11 protein-coding genes are annotated in these 14,786 nt (G+C 34.5%); 2 read left to right on the top strand and 9 right to left on the bottom strand.

Going from position 1 to position 14,786, the window contains the following annotated elements; all coding sequences use genetic code 11:
- Positions 1-235: 235 nt before the first annotated feature.
- On the bottom strand, positions 236-430 hold the full coding sequence (locus tag ACNRYB_RS05685; RefSeq protein ID WP_007137066.1) for a cold-shock protein: 195 nt from the start codon (positions 428-430) through the stop codon (positions 236-238).
- A 304-nt stretch (positions 431-734) separates the two neighbouring features.
- On the bottom strand, positions 735-2,486 hold the full coding sequence (aspS, locus tag ACNRYB_RS05690; RefSeq protein ID WP_343705218.1) for an aspartate--tRNA ligase: 1,752 nt from the start codon (positions 2,484-2,486) through the stop codon (positions 735-737).
- Positions 2,487-2,644: 158 nt separating this feature from the next.
- On the opposite strand from aspS, the gene ACNRYB_RS05695 reads away from it, so the two are divergent.
- The gene (locus ACNRYB_RS05695) at positions 2,645-3,640 is read left to right on the top strand and encodes a TlpA family protein disulfide reductase (RefSeq protein WP_473729484.1); all 996 of its coding nucleotides are present in this window, start codon (positions 2,645-2,647) and stop codon (positions 3,638-3,640) included.
- Positions 3,641-3,851: 211 nt separating this feature from the next.
- On the top strand, positions 3,852-4,199 hold the full coding sequence (locus ACNRYB_RS05700; protein ID WP_066033062.1) for a toxin-antitoxin system YwqK family antitoxin: 348 nt from the start codon (positions 3,852-3,854) through the stop codon (positions 4,197-4,199).
- A 58-nt stretch (positions 4,200-4,257) separates the two neighbouring features.
- Here the strand turns inward: ACNRYB_RS05700 and ACNRYB_RS05705 are convergent, their stop codons facing one another.
- The 7 genes from ACNRYB_RS05705 to ACNRYB_RS05735 form a co-directional block, all read right to left on the bottom strand.
- On the bottom strand, positions 4,258-5,370 hold the full coding sequence (locus tag ACNRYB_RS05705) for a PepSY-associated TM helix domain-containing protein (protein WP_473729485.1): 1,113 nt from the start codon (positions 5,368-5,370) through the stop codon (positions 4,258-4,260).
- A 280-nt stretch (positions 5,371-5,650) separates the two neighbouring features.
- On the bottom strand, positions 5,651-7,201 hold the full coding sequence (locus tag ACNRYB_RS05710; RefSeq protein WP_473729486.1) for a PepSY-associated TM helix domain-containing protein: 1,551 nt from the start codon (positions 7,199-7,201) through the stop codon (positions 5,651-5,653).
- Between the two features lie 5 nt (positions 7,202-7,206).
- A complete protein-coding gene (locus ACNRYB_RS05715) occupies positions 7,207-7,506 on the bottom strand; it encodes a hypothetical protein (protein WP_111368866.1) in 300 nt (99 codons plus the stop codon).
- Between the two features lie 20 nt (positions 7,507-7,526).
- Positions 7,527-7,859 (bottom strand): hypothetical protein, encoded by a 333-nt coding sequence (locus tag ACNRYB_RS05720; protein WP_473729487.1) that lies wholly within the window; start codon positions 7,857-7,859, stop codon positions 7,527-7,529.
- A gap of 55 nt (positions 7,860-7,914) precedes the next feature.
- Entirely contained in the window at positions 7,915-10,404 is a 2,490-nt protein-coding gene (locus ACNRYB_RS05725) for a TonB-dependent siderophore receptor (protein WP_473729488.1), read from the bottom strand.
- A 217-nt stretch (positions 10,405-10,621) separates the two neighbouring features.
- Positions 10,622-11,872, bottom strand: coding sequence for a 2-oxoglutarate dehydrogenase complex dihydrolipoyllysine-residue succinyltransferase (gene odhB, locus ACNRYB_RS05730; RefSeq protein ID WP_008466142.1), 1,251 nt, complete (start codon positions 11,870-11,872; stop codon positions 10,622-10,624).
- A 97-nt stretch (positions 11,873-11,969) separates the two neighbouring features.
- Positions 11,970-14,747: a 2-oxoglutarate dehydrogenase E1 component gene (locus ACNRYB_RS05735; RefSeq protein ID WP_473729489.1), complete on the bottom strand. Its 2,778-nt coding sequence runs from the start codon at positions 14,745-14,747 to the stop codon at positions 11,970-11,972.
- Between the last annotated feature and the right edge of the window lie 39 nt (positions 14,748-14,786).

Consider the following 14,786-nt stretch of genomic DNA (forward strand, 5'->3'; position numbering starts at 1 on the left):
TTTTATACTTAAAAAAATGAGCCACAAAGATAACTTGGAACTCTGTAAAACACAAGCTAAAAAAGGATTTAAGTAGGGGGGTAAACCGTGTTTATGTCTAATTTTTATTCATTATAAATAACAATGAGTTATTTTAATATTTTTTTAAGATTTGGGCAAAAAAAAACGTCCCGATATTTTCGGGACGTCTTCTGAGACCATTCAGAGGCAAAAAAAAATAATTGCTATATTTTTCTTAGATCACTGCTACTTTAGCAGCAACTTTCCCTTTTCTTCCTTCTTCTTCTTCATAGCTTACACGGTCACCTTCGCGTAATTCTTCCGCGTTAATTCCTGAAGCGTGAACGAAGATGTCCTTTCCTGTTTCTTCGTCTGTAATGAACCCATAACCTTTAGATTCATTGAAAAATTTTACTGTACCTGTACGCATTGTAATTGTAATAATAATTTATAATAAAACAAATGTAACATATAAAATAATACAAAAGACAAATACGTGTTAATTTTTTGTAAAAATTATTGATTTACAGTGTTTTTACGCGGTTTATTGCATCAATTTGTTTATAAAATAGCATAATTTGCGAATCATTAATTGTAAGAATATAAAAATATTAAAATTGTAAGAATTTGATAATTCAAAAAAATCTTCTTCTAAGATTTTTCTTAACATTTTGTTAAGTTTAAAAAGCCGCTGAAATTTCAGCGGCTTTTTAAATTTTTATGAATATTACTGCCTAAGCAATGTCAACTTTAATGCGAAGTTCTTTCAATTGTGCATCGTCAATTGCAGCAGGAGCATCAATCATGACATCACGTCCAGAATTATTTTTAGGGAATGCAATGAAATCTCTAATGGTTTCTTGTCCTCCTAAGATAGCAACAAGTCTGTCTAAACCAAAAGCAAGTCCTCCATGTGGTGGTGCTCCAAATTGGAAAGCATCCATTAAGAATCCGAATTGTGCTTTTGCTTCTTCTTCGGTAAATCCTAAATATTTGAACATTAATTGCTGTGTTGCTTTATCATGAATACGAATAGATCCACCTCCAATTTCGTTACCATTCAAAACCATATCGTATGCATTTGCACGAACTTTTCCAGGTTCAGTTTCCAGTAAAGCCATATCTTCTGGTTTTGGAGAAGTAAATGGGTGGTGCATCGCGTGGTAACGACCGCTTTCTTCGTCAAGTTCCAATAATGGGAAATCAACAACCCATAATGGAGCAAATTCTTCAGGATTACGTAATCCTAAACGAGTAGCCAATTCCATACGAAGCGCAGAAAGCTGTGCTCTTGTTTTATTTGCAGGTCCAGAAAGAACAAAAATCATATCTCCAGGATTTGCTTCTGTTGCTTTTGCCCAATTTGCTAAATCATCCTGATCGTAGAATTTATCTACAGATGATTTGTAAGTTCCGTCTTCGTTACATTTTACGTAAACCATTCCAGATGCTCCAACTTGAGGACGTTTAACCCAGTCAATTAATCCATCTATTTCTTTACGAGTGTAATTTCCTGCTCCTGGAACAGCAATTCCGACAACTAATTCTGCTGAATTAAAAACAGGGAATTCTTTGTGTTGTGCAAATTCGTTCAGTTCTCCAAACTTCATTCCGAAACGAATGTCCGGTTTGTCGTTTCCGTATGTTTTCATGGCATAGTCGTAAGTAATTCTTGGAAATTTATCTACTTCAATACCTTTAATTTCTTTTAATAAATGTCTTGTCAAGCCTTCAAAAATATTCAAGATATCTTCTTGCTCTACAAATGCCATTTCGCAGTCAATCTGAGTAAACTCTGGCTGACGGTCTGCACGTAAATCTTCGTCACGGAAACATTTCACGATTTGGAAATATTTATCCATTCCGCCCACCATCAATAATTGTTTGAAAGTCTGTGGGGATTGTGGCAAAGCGTAAAACTGACCTTCGTTCATACGGCTTGGCACAACGAAATCTCTTGCTCCTTCTGGAGTAGATTTAATTAAGTAAGGCGTTTCAACTTCGCAGAAATCTAAATCAGAAAGATATTTACGAACTTCCATCGCTACTTTATGACGGAATAATAAACTGTTTTTTACAGGATTTCTTCTAATATCCAAATAACGATATTTCATTCTGATGTCTTCTCCACCGTCAGTTTCATCTTCAATTGTAAATGGAGGAGTTAATGCAGTGTTTAAAATCGTTAATTCAGAAACTAAAATTTCGATTTCACCCGTTGGAATATTTTTGTTTTTGGCTTCACGCTCAATAACAGTTCCTTTTACCTGAATTACAAATTCACGACCCAAAGTTTTGGCCAATTCAAAAACAGTTTTATCGGTACGACTTTCGTCGAAAATAAGTTGTGTAATTCCATAACGGTCGCGTAAATCGACCCAATTCATAAATCCTTTATCACGTGATTTTTGAACCCAGCCCGCAAGTGTAACTTCGGTATTAATATTTGAAGCGTTTAATTCGCCACAATTATGACTTCTATACATAATCAAAATTTTAGACTGCAAAAGTAAATACAAAATTCAAGATAATATAGTAAAGTGATAAGTTGATTCAGAATAATTTCAAATAAATTGTTAATTGTGAAAATCCGAAGCTTTTATTTCTTTAGTTTTGATTCATCTAAAAACAAATCTTAATACCTATGAAAAAACTTTTTGTTGCAGGTTTAGTACTTTTTAATGCTTTAAATATTATTGCTCAAAGCAAAAGTTCAATTAAGTTCACAGCTAAAATAGCCAATAGAAATAGCGATACTTTGGTTATTAAAGGAAGAGATAATTTCAGACAAGTAATTCCAATTGATAAAAAAGAGGTTTTTGCAGCAACTTTTGATGCTCCTCAGGGGTTCTATGTTTTTTCTGATGGAACGGAATCGTCTAATTTATATTTAAAGCCAAATTCTGAAGTCAATTTAACCATGAATGCCAAAGAATTTGATGAAACGATTGTATATAAAGGTAAAGGTGTGGATGAAAGTAATTTTTTGGCGCAGCAGGCTTTAAAAGATGAAAATTTTCAGAAAGATGCTTTTACTAAAGAATCAACCGAATTTACTGCTTTGCTTGATGGTAAACTAAAGACCGATACAGAGAGTTTGGAAAAAGGAAATTTTGCTCCAGAATTTAAAACAGCTCTAAAGCGCAGTTTTGAAAGTTTTCACCAATATGCTGCCGAAGAATATGAAAGAGTTTCTAAGGCAAATAAAATGGTTGGAAAAGCATCGCCAAGTTTTGACTACGAAAATTTTAAAGGAGGAAAAACAAAACTTTCTGATCTAAAAGGAAAATATGTTTATATTGATCTTTGGGCTACTTGGTGCGCGCCTTGTAGAGCTGAGATTCCTTATTTGCAAAAGATTGAAGAGAAATACCATGGAAAAAATATTGAATTCGTAAGTATTTCTATTGATAAAGCAAAAGACAATGAAAAATGGAAAAAGTTCGTAACTGATAAAAAATTGGGTGGCGTTCAATTATTTGCAGATAAAGATTGGGAATCTGAATTTGTTGTGAATTATGGTGTAACGGGAATTCCACGATTTATTTTAATAGATCCGCAAGGTAATATTGTAAAATCTGATGCATCAAGACCGTCTGATCCTGAACTTGATAAAGAGCTTAGCGCATTATTGAACTAATTTATTTACGAAATTTACAACGTTATCGTAAAATTCAAATATTTCTAAAATACCATTAAAACCAGTGCTTGAGCGCTGGTTTTTTTGTTTTATAGGTTTTTCCAATGTTAAGTTTTTATTCTATGTTACCAAATTGTTAAGTAAAAGTTTTTTTAATGTAAACAATTAACTATATTTGATAAAGATTTCTTAACATTAAATACCTAAAGATATGAAAAAGAGTGTAATTTTAGCTGCAATATTGTTCTCTGGAATTGTAGTTGCACAAGAAGGAAAGCCTGAATTAGAAGCTGCTGGGAATAAGGTAAAAGCAACGTATTACTATGACAATGGTAAAGTGCAGCAAGAAGGCTTTTTTAAAGACGGTAAATTAGACGGTGTCTGGGTATCTTATGACGAAAATGGAAATAAAAAAGCCGTTGGAGAATACACAGACGGAGTTAAAACAGGAAAATGGATTTACTTTAATGAAAACAGTTTAAGCGAAGTTGCTTATGTAGACAACAAAGTAAGCTCAGTTAAAAGTTTACAGAAAAATGCTTTAGCAAACAGAAATTAGTCATAATTTCAAAAATCACTTATAAAAAGACCGTTTCGTTTTTAATGAGACGGTTTTTTTATGCTTTACTTTTTTTAGATTTTCTACTTCTTCCAAACCAAATTATGAATCCGCTGACAGGAAGTGCGGCAGCAATTAGACTCACAGTAAAAGCTATTATTTTTCCTGGAAGATCTAGAACTTGTCCCGTGTGTATTCCGTAATTCATTTCGACAACTTGCAGTCCGAGGCTTTTTTCATCAAAAGTTTGGCTTTGGATTAATTTTCCGCTTGACGGATGAAAATAATAATTACTCTGCTGATCATAGCGTAACGTATGCGGATAAGCGCCTGTGCTGACAATATCGCCTTTTTTCTGTGGAATCATTATAAAAAACATTTCTGCTTTTGGTCGCAATTTCTGAGTTTGAACAAATGCTTTGTCAATTGCTGTAACCGAATTTGATTTGAAAGAGGTAGTGTCGATTATAGGCGTTTTTGTTTCGGAAGCTTTTTCTCCTCCAAAATTGAAAGATTTATAAATTCCGTCGCCAACCCATTCGTAGGTAAAAGTAAGTCCGGTTATGGCTAAAATTAAGGCTATTATAGAAATGTAAAAACCAGTAGTATTATGCCAGTCGTAATTGACGCGTCGCCATTTTGCTGACCATTTTATGGTAAAACTTCTTTTAATGTCACTTTTTCGTTTTGGCCACCATTGTATGATTCCCGAAATGAGCAATAAAATAAAAATGATGGTTGCTCCGCCAATAATATGTTTTCCGATATAATCGGGTAGAAGTAGATATAAATGAATGTATTCTACAATAATGAAAAAGTCATTTTCTGGATTTTCGGATTTTAAATATTTTCCAGTATACGGATTAAAATATAAGTAGAGATTTCCTGTATCTGAATAAGTGTAAACAATCGCCGATCTATCTTTTCCATAATAAGCGATCATACTGGCTTTGTTTGCAGGAACAGCTTCTTTTGCTTTTTTCTGCAGCTGAGATGGTGATAGAAAAGGTTTGTTTTGAGGTTCAACCAAACGCCATTCTTTTCTGGTAATGTCTTTTATTTCATCATGAAAACAGAAAATGCAACCCGTAATACAGACTATAAAAACAATAAGCCCAGAAATTAATCCGAGCCATTTATGTATAAAACGTATTTTGGTTTTGAATCCCATTTTTTGATTAAAAGCGTAAAAGTATGCTCAAAATCTATATAGGGCAAATATTTCCAAAGTATTTTGTTTATAAGGTAAAGTGTTGGTCAAAGAAAAATCTCGGAAAGTCGCAAAGTTGCAAAGATTTTGTTTCCCGCAGATTCTGCAGATTGAGCAGATTTTTTTTATATTTTTTTCTGCTTAATCTGCAGAATCTGCGAGACAAAATCATTCCAATTTTCTAATCTGTAGCTTTAAATAAAAACTTAGCGCCTTCGTGCCTTTGTGGCAAAAGTCATGATTAAGAAACTGCTTTTTTAGGTTTTAAATGATACGCTGTGTATAAAGAAATTCCAGCAAGGAAAATCCAAAAAACATCGATAAAGAAAATCTGAATCTTATTCTCTATAAAAGAATTCCAAAACCAATTTCCAGAAACAATTCCATTTGTAATTGGAATTAAAAATCCTAAAATACTTCCTGAAATCAGACAGAACTTGTTGGTGAAAGCGTCATTCTTTTTAATGATAAAGAAGATCGTCAGCAAGAGCCAACCTCCAAAATAAAGTGCATATAAATTAGACTGGCTTAAAGGATAGAAAATTTTGCTTCCAATAAAAGCCAAAGCTGTAATTGGATACATGCTTAAGCAAATTGCCAAGTAAATGCGAACAACAGCAGCGTTGAAACGTCTTTTCTTTTCAGGCATATTATTTTTTTGTCGGGCAACAAGCCAAATCATAACACCAGAAATAATGACAAAGCAAGTTATAATTCCTAGGAGGAAACTAACGATTTTTAAAGCATATCCGCCATAATCTCCAAAATGTATTCGGTACAAAACATTTTTGACAACATCTAAATAGCTTGTTTGTGCAATAGGGTCTTTTTTGGCAATTTCTTTTCCGTCAGAAACTCTGTATACTATTTTTCCAATTCCTGTAAATTTTTTATGGCTTAAAAGTTCGCCCTCAACCAAAACGTGCATATTGGCATCTCCATAATTTTGGATGAAAACACGAGTAATTTCAAAATCAGCCCAGTTCTTTTTAGTTTTGGCAACGAGTTCATTAATATTAAATGGATTTGCCAGTTTTTTATTTTCAAATTTATAATCTGGATCAGTATATTCCAGTTCCTTATATAATTTATCTTGATCTCCTTTATACAAAGCCATTACAGCTGGCGCTACGATTAAGAGTTTAATCATAAAAAATGCTCCGGTAACCGCATATACAAATTGAAATGGCAGACCAATCATTCCTAAAGCAGTGTGTGCATCTGTCCAAAGCGTTTTTAATTTTTCTTTCGGACGGAACATGTAAAAGTTAGAAACAATTTTATTCCAATGCAATAAAACTCCTGTTATGATAGCAAACAAGAAGAACAAAGCCGTAAATCCAGACAAATAATACCCTGCGGGATAAGGAATTTGTGCTAAAAAATGAAGACGGTATAAAAGTTCGCCTAATGAATAAGACTCTTCGTAAGTGTAGGTTTTGTAATTTTTATTGTCTAGATAAAAGAACTCTCCCGCTTGCTGTTTTTTTGGAGCCAAGGTATCTTTAGTTCCTTCCATATATACAGCAACCCTATTTTCTACAGACGGTTTAGAAATGGTAAGATTTCTTCCGTGCAAAACATATTTTTTGTCAAGATGCTGAAGTGCATCATTATAATCTAATTGAATTTCTCGTGTGATTGCTGTAGATTCACTTCTTTCCCAATTGATGATTTCATCTCTAAAAAAAGAAAAAGATCCAGCGAAGAAAATTACAAAAAGAACTACACTGATAACGATTCCGCTGACAGTATGCGTGTGAAAATAGATATTGTAATGACGGTTATTCATAAATATTATTGTGCCGTATTATAGGTTTGACCTAGATAAATGAAAAGACAAAAAAGTAGAGACAGCAGAATGTAAACTCCCCAAATTTTCCAGCCGCTTTTGGCTAAGAAAGCAATAATCATTAAGGCCACCCAAAGGATAAAACCGCTGAAAGCCATTGTGATTAATACATCTTTTCGGCTAAACCAAGCGGCTAAAGCCAAATGAAAAGTAACAGAAACAAAGTATCCGCCTAAGATTGCAGCAGTAATTTTGGAAAAACGAGGCCAAAAAGAAGGATTTAGATATTTTGGATTTGCTGGCATATTATATTTTAAAGTGGATTTTAGTTGTAATAAAGTTCAGTTACGGCAACAAAAATGAGTAAAGCCAAAAGTAACTTGCTGTTTATTTTTTTTAAAGGAGTAAGGATAATGATTAAGCTTCCAACGGTCATCAATTGAATGAAAAACATCAAAGTACCGCAACCTAAAGATTGTGTAAAAAGCCACATTGCATAAGCAGAAAGTAAAAGCATTAATCCGATGATTTTTGTTTTCTTTGGATTTTTCTGCATCCATTTTTCAAAACCTAGATCATACGATAACACTGCTCTTTTCGAAGTGTAATACAGTGTGTAAAAAGCTAAGAAAACAATAAGGCTGGCGATTGTAATCATAATCATTAAAATTTAAAAAACACCTTCCGATAAAGGAAGGTGTTTGTTGTTTTTATTAGAATCTATAAGAGAAACTAGCAGCAACACTTCTCATGTTTCTTGGATGAATAGTTGACCATCCATCATAAGTGTCAACATTTGCTATGTTGTCTAGTTTAAGTGTCAATGTATATTTTTCTGTTCCGTAAAAAATAGATGAATTTAAAACCGTGTAAGATGGTATAGTAAACTGACCTGTAATTGTTCTGTTCATGATTAGGTTTTTGTCAGCATAGTTTCCTCCAAAACCTAAACCAAATCCTTGTAAATCTCCTTCTAAGAATTTATAGCTTGCCCAGAAGTTTGCTGAATTTCTTGGTCCAGAACTTTCCGGTCTGTGTCCTACGAAATCAGGATCTCCCGCATTTAAGATTGCATCTACATAGCTATAACCCGCTACAATGTTTAAACCAGGAACTGGACTTGCCACGATTTCTGCTTCAAAACCTTTGTTTCTTTGAGCACCGTTTTGGTAAGATGTTTGAGTGTTGACAGAACCACTAGTTCCATATACAGTATACACCTGATCTTTTACTTGGATATCATAATAGCTAAATGTTGCATACAATTTGTCTTTAAGAACATTTAATTTGGTTCCGATTTCAAATTGATTGGCGTGCTCTGGTTTGAATGTTCTTGGACTAGAACTTCCGTCAGGTAAAATATCGCTTGTTGGAGCAGAGTTTGCAAATCCGTCCATGTAGTTTGCAAAAATTGAAACCTTATCAATAATTGGCTGGTAAACTAAACCAAATTTTGGAGAAAAAGCAGTTTGGTTATAATCATCTGCTTTTGTTGTAACATCTCCAGCTGTCATAAAACGGTCTACACGTAAACTTCCCATTGCTGATAATGCAGGAGTAATGTTGATAACATCAGAAACATAAGCGCTAAAAACTTCTTGTTTAGTTTTGTTGTTATTTGCAGCTGCTTCAGCTAAAAGTTTGTCTGAGCCAGCTTTCGTTAAATTACCACTATCACCATCTGTGATATATTTTTTTGGATCTGTAATCTTAAATACGTATTGATTTACGGTTGCTAAATCCATGTTTCCAATATATACATTTCCATTTCTTACATATCCAGATCCGTTATCTATTTGTCCTCTATTGAAGTAGTCTAAACCAGCAACAATACGATTTCTTAAACTTCCGATTCTGAAATCTCCAATGAAGTTTTGCTGAATATCTGTTGTTAAAGTTGTAGAGTTTTGGTAATTCATGGAACGTCCTAAAACAATTCCTTCAGTGATTTGAGGAATTGATTTTGTTCCTTCATATAGATAAGTATAGTAGCCTTCTGATTTCGAAGAACCTCTAGAAACAACTGTTTGAGAAGTCCATTGGTCAGAGATTTTATAGTTCATTTGTCCTTGAAGACTATAAGAAGGTGTTTGGATTGCAAGTTCGTTGCTTGTGTAAGAACGTTTGTTATCATAACCCAATTCGTCAATATTGTGAACTCTTAATGGGGCAGCTCTGTCTAAGAAAAGCATAGTTGGATTCGTAGCTTCGTTTTTCATGAATTCAGTATTGATGAAAAATGAAAGTCTGTCGTTTACTTCATAAGATAATGAAGGGGCAAAGAAGAAAGATTTTCTATATCCAGCATCTTGAAAACTGTTTTCGGTGTGATAAGCTGTGTTAAGACGGAAGTTAATCTTATGTTCTTCATCTAATGGAGTATTTACATCAGCAGTAACACGGTTTAAACCGTAGCTTCCAGCTGTATAAGTTACTTCTCCGCCAAAACGGTCGTAAGGTTTTTTAGTAGTCATGTTGATTAAACCGCCATAAGAAATAAGGCTGCTTCCGAACAAAGTTCCAGATGGCCCTTTAATTACTTCAATTTTATCGATGTTTGCAGGATCTAAACTTCCATTTGTTAAACCTGGCAAACCGTTAATCATTGTTGGCTGTACAGCGAATCCTCGTAAAGAGAAATATCCTGCTCCATCACCTCCACGACCTGTAGAAGCCCATAACGGATTTAATCCTGGAGCATTTTTAAGAGCATCATCAAGGTTTGTAACTACTTGCTCTTTTAAAAGTTCGCTTGTAATTGTAGTATATACTTGTGGATTTTCAAGATTTTTAAGGGGTAATCTTGATACTTGCTGTGTTTCTTTACGAGCAAGAGGGTTTTTTCTGCCGTTTCCGTTAATTACAATTTCACTTAACTGCTCAGAGTTTGAGGTAATACTGAAATTTTCAATTAATTCGTCTCCGCTATTAAGCGTAATGCTTTTTTCTTTAGATGTAAATCCAACTGCTGAGACTCTAATAATGTAAGTTCCTGGTTTTAGGTTCTTTATTTCATAGTTACCTTTGGTGTCTGTGTTTGTTCCGATTTTTGTTCCTTTTAAAGCAACAGATATGTTATCTGCTGTTCCACTATCCGAACTAATCTGACCTTTTATTGTCGCTTTTTCCTGTGCTAAAACAGATGTTCCTGCAAATAGAACAAAGCATAAAGTTAAGAGCGAAATCGTAAATTTTAATTTCATTTTTATTTAGAATTAATTTTGATAGTGCAAATTTAATTGCTGGAGCGCAATCAAACAAGTTGTTTTTATTTATTCTAAATAAATTATTTTTTAAAGGGTTAAATTTTCATTAATGCAAAAAATTAACATCTTAAGCTAATCTTAAGCTAATTTTAAGCAAAAAAAGCCTGTTCTAATGAAAGAACAGGCTTTAGTATTGTCGAAAATTACTTAAAAATTACAACTCTAAAGCACGTTTAGCGTCGCCATTCATTAATAATTCTAATGGATTTTCTAAAGCTTCTTTTACAGCAACTAAGAAACCAACAGACTCACGTCCGTCAATGATTCTGTGATCGTAGGAAAGAGCTACATACATCATTGGGTGAATTTCAACTTTTCCGTTTACAGCAATCGGACGCTCAATAATATTGTGCATTCCTAAGATTCCTGATTGTGGAGGGTTGATGATTGGAGTTGATAACATACTTCCGAAAACACCACCGTTTGTGATTGTGAAAGTTCCTCCAGTCATATCGTCAACTGTAATTTGACCATCACGAGCTCTTAAAGCCAATCTTTTGATTTCAGCTTCAATTCCGCGGAAAGTTAAGTTTTCAGCATTACGAACAACAGGAACCATTAAACCTTTTGGTCCAGAAACTGCAATAGAGATATCACAGAAATCGTATCCTACTTTGTAATCCCCATCGATCATAGAGTTTACATCTGGGTATAATTGAAGTGCTCTTGTAACCGCTTTTGTAAAGAATGACATGAAACCTAAACCTAAACCACCGTGTTTAGCTTTGAAAGCATCTTTGTATTCATTACGGATATTGTTGATTGGAGTCATGTTTACTTCGTTGAAAGTAGTAAGCATAGCTGTTTCATTTTTAGCTGAAACTAGTCTTTCTGCTACTTTACGACGTAACATAGATAATTTTGTACGCTCAGTTCCACGGTTTCCTCCAGTTGGAGTTCCCATTGAAGCTACAGCTGTTGCATTTACCGCATCATCTTTAGTAATTCTGCCACCTTTACCAGTTCCTGTTACAGAAGCTGGAGCAATATTTTTCTCGTCTAATATTTTTCTTGCTGCTGGAGATGGAGTTCCTGCTGCATAGCTTGTAGCAGCTGGAGCTTGAACTGGCTCAGCTTTTGGAGCTTCTGCTTTTACTTCAGCCTTAGGAGCCTCAGCTTTTGGAGCTTCTGCTGCTGGAGCTGCAGATCCGCTTCCTGCTGGTTTAGCAGCATCTGTATCAATTAAACAAACTACAGCACCTACTGCAACTGTATCACCTTCTTCAGCTTTTAGTGTAATTACACCGCTCATTTCAGCAGGCAATTCAAGAGTAGCTTTATCTGAATCAACTTCAGCAATAGCCTGATCTTTCTCTACATAATCTCCGTCTTTTACTAACCAAGTTGCAATTTCAACTTCTTTTATTGATTCCCCTGGTGATGGGACTTTCATTTCTAAAATCATCTTGTTTTTGTTTAAGGTTTTTATCGTTTCATGTTTCATGTTTCAGGTTGTTAGACTTGAAACTTGGAACATGAAACTTGAAACAATTATTTTTTAATTATCTAAATAAATTTTTATCGAATACCATTCTAATAGCATCTGCATGACGACGTTTAGCACGTGTATAACTTCCTGATGCAGGAGCAGAATATGCTTTTAATGAAGCCAATCTCCATTTTACAAGATCAAAGTTCATTAACATAAAGCTGTAAGCTCCCATGTTTTTAGGTTCTTCTTGTGCCCAAACGTAATCATCTGCATTTGGATATTTTGCAATGATTTCTTTAATCTGCTCAACTGGGAAAGGGAATAATTGCTCGATACGAACAACAGCAACGTCTTTTCTTCCGTTGTTTTCTCTTTCTGCAGTAATATCGTAGTAGAATTTACCAGTAACGAAAACTAATGTTTTAACATCTTTTTTGTTAACTGTAGTATCGTCAATTGTTTCTTGGAAACTTCCGTTTGCTAAATCTTCTACTGGAGATACACATCTTGGGTCACGAAGTAAACTTTTTGGAGTAAATACTACAAGAGGTTTACGGAAATTCGTTTTCAATTGTCTTCTCAATAAGTGGAAGAAGTTAGCAGGAGTTGTACAATCTGCAACATACATATTATGTCTTGCACAAAGCTGTAAGTAACGCTCCATTCTTGCAGAAGAGTGCTCAGCACCTTGTCCTTCGTATCCGTGAGGCAATAAAAGAACGATACCGTTTTGGTTGTTCCATTTATCTTCACCACAAGAAATGTATTGGTCAATCATAATTTGAGCTCCGTTAGAGAAATCTCCAAATTGTGCTTCCCAAATAGTTAAAGCTTTTGGACTTGCTAATGCGTATCCGTAATCAAAACCTAGAACTCCGTACTCAGATAAGTGAGAGTTGTAAACATTAAAGTTTCCTTTTTTGTCTTCAAGGCTGTTGATTAAGATTACTTCTTCTTCAGAATCTTCAACTTTAACTACAGCGTGACGGTGAGAGAAAGTTCCTCTTTCTACGTCTTGTCCAGAAATACGAACATCAAAACCTTCTTGTAATAAAGATCCGTATGCTAAATGCTCAGCCATACCCCAATCTAAAAGATTAGTTTCGAAGAACATTGTTTTTCTGTCGTTGATTAATTTTTGAATTTTACTGATGAATTTTTTGTCTTCAGGTAAATTAGAAAGTGCATTTGCAATTTGAGTTAATTTTTCTTTTGGATAAGAAGTATCAACTTTTTGAAGCATTTGCGTGTCTGTAACCTGAACAAAACCTTCCCATTCGTTTTTCATGAATGGAGTAATGATAGTCAAATCTTTTTTACGAGAAGCTTCTAAATTCTCCTCCAATTGAGATTTGTATTGTTTTTCTAAAGCATTTACATAAGAAGCATCGATTACGCCATCAGAAAGTAATTTCTCAGCGTAGATGTCTCTTGGGTTTTTATGTTTAGCAATGATTTTATATAAAACAGGCTGAGTAAAACGTGGTTCATCACCTTCGTTGTGTCCGTATTTTCTATATCCTAGTAAATCGATAAATACGTCACGTCCAAACTGCATTCTGTAATCTAATGCAAAAGATACCGCGTGAACAACAGCTTCAGCATCATCAGCATTTACGTGTAATACTGGAGAAAGCGTTACTTTGGCAACGTCTGTACAGTAAGTAGAAGAACGAGCGTCTAAGTAGTTAGTTGTAAATCCAACCTGATTGTTGATTACGATGTGAATTGTACCACCAGTTTTGTATCCGTCCAATAAAGACATTTGAATGATTTCATACAAAATACCTTGACCAGCGATAGCTGCATCACCGTGAACAGCGATTGGCAATACTTTTGAAATATTTTCTGGGAAATGTCTTTCTTGTTTTGCTCTTGTGATACCTTCAATTACTGCTCCAACAGTTTCTAAGTGAGAAGGGTTTGGCGCTAAATTGATGTTGATGCTTTTTCCAGATCTTGTTTTTCTGTCAGCAGTAAGGCCTAAGTGGTATTTTACGTCACCATCAAAATATTCTTGATCGTAGTCTTTTCCGTCAAACTCACCAAAAATATCTTGAGTAGATTTTCCGAAGATGTTTGCCAAAACGTTCAAACGGCCACGGTGAGCCATTCCCATTACGAATTGTTCAACACCTTTTTCAGCAGCTTGCTCAATTAAAGCGTCAAGAGCTGGGATGATAGATTCTCCACCTTCTAATGAGAAACGTTTTTGTCCAACATATTTAGTATGAAGGAAATTCTCAAAAGAAACGGCTTCGTTTAATTTATTTAAGATTGTTTTCTTTTCTTCTGTAGAGAAATTAGGCTGATTTGTATTTACAGATAATTTGTCCTGAATCCATTTTACAACATTAGGATTTCTGATGTACATATACTCAATACCGATATGCTGGCAGTAAATAGCTTTTAGGCGATTTACGATATCTTGCAAAGAAGACGGCGCCATTCCGATTGTTTGAGCTGCATCAAAAACAGTTGAAAGATCTGCTGTAGATAATCCGAAGTTCTCGATATCCAAAGTTGGAGATGAAGTTCTACGGTCACGAACAGGATTTGTTTTCGTGAATAAATGCCCGCGCGTACGGTATCCGTCAATTAATTTAAGAACGTTAAATTCTTTCTTTAGTTTTTCAGAAATCTGACTGTAATCTGTGTTATCGCTAGTCACGTACTCAACGATCGTTTGCACCGGATTTTCGTCATTATAAGTTGTTTGCCCAAAGTCAAAACCTTGAAAGAAACTTCTCCAGCTAGGCTCAACGCTGTCTGGGTTAACTAAATATTGATCGTATAATTGTGCAAAAAACTCAGTATGCGCTGCGTTTAAAAATGAAAACCTATCCATAATATGAGTGAATATACTTTTTGTTATATAGAAAGGCAA

It is taken from the genome of Flavobacterium sp. CR10, from assembly GCF_055814415.1.

Coding starts and splice junctions, on each gene's coding strand:
- ACNRYB_RS05685 (WP_007137066.1), bottom strand. CDS start 430: ATGCGTACAGGTACAGTAAAATTTTTCAATGAATCTAAAGGTTATGGG.
- ACNRYB_RS05710 (WP_473729486.1), bottom strand. CDS start 7,201: ATGAATAACCGTCATTACAATATCTATTTTCACACGCATACTGTCAGC.
- ACNRYB_RS05720 (WP_473729487.1), bottom strand. CDS start 7,859: ATGATTACAATCGCCAGCCTTATTGTTTTCTTAGCTTTTTACACACTG.
- ACNRYB_RS05725 (WP_473729488.1), bottom strand. CDS start 10,404: ATGAAATTAAAATTTACGATTTCGCTCTTAACTTTATGCTTTGTTCTA.
- ACNRYB_RS05715 (WP_111368866.1), bottom strand. CDS start 7,506: ATGCCAGCAAATCCAAAATATCTAAATCCTTCTTTTTGGCCTCGTTTT.
- aspS (WP_343705218.1), bottom strand. CDS start 2,486: ATGTATAGAAGTCATAATTGTGGCGAATTAAACGCTTCAAATATTAAT.
- ACNRYB_RS05705 (WP_473729485.1), bottom strand. CDS start 5,370: ATGGGATTCAAAACCAAAATACGTTTTATACATAAATGGCTCGGATTA.
- odhB (WP_008466142.1), bottom strand. CDS start 11,872: ATGATTTTAGAAATGAAAGTCCCATCACCAGGGGAATCAATAAAAGAA.
- ACNRYB_RS05735 (WP_473729489.1), bottom strand. CDS start 14,747: ATGGATAGGTTTTCATTTTTAAACGCAGCGCATACTGAGTTTTTTGCA.
- ACNRYB_RS05695 (WP_473729484.1), top strand. CDS start 2,645: ATGAAAAAACTTTTTGTTGCAGGTTTAGTACTTTTTAATGCTTTAAAT.
- ACNRYB_RS05700 (WP_066033062.1), top strand. CDS start 3,852: ATGAAAAAGAGTGTAATTTTAGCTGCAATATTGTTCTCTGGAATTGTA.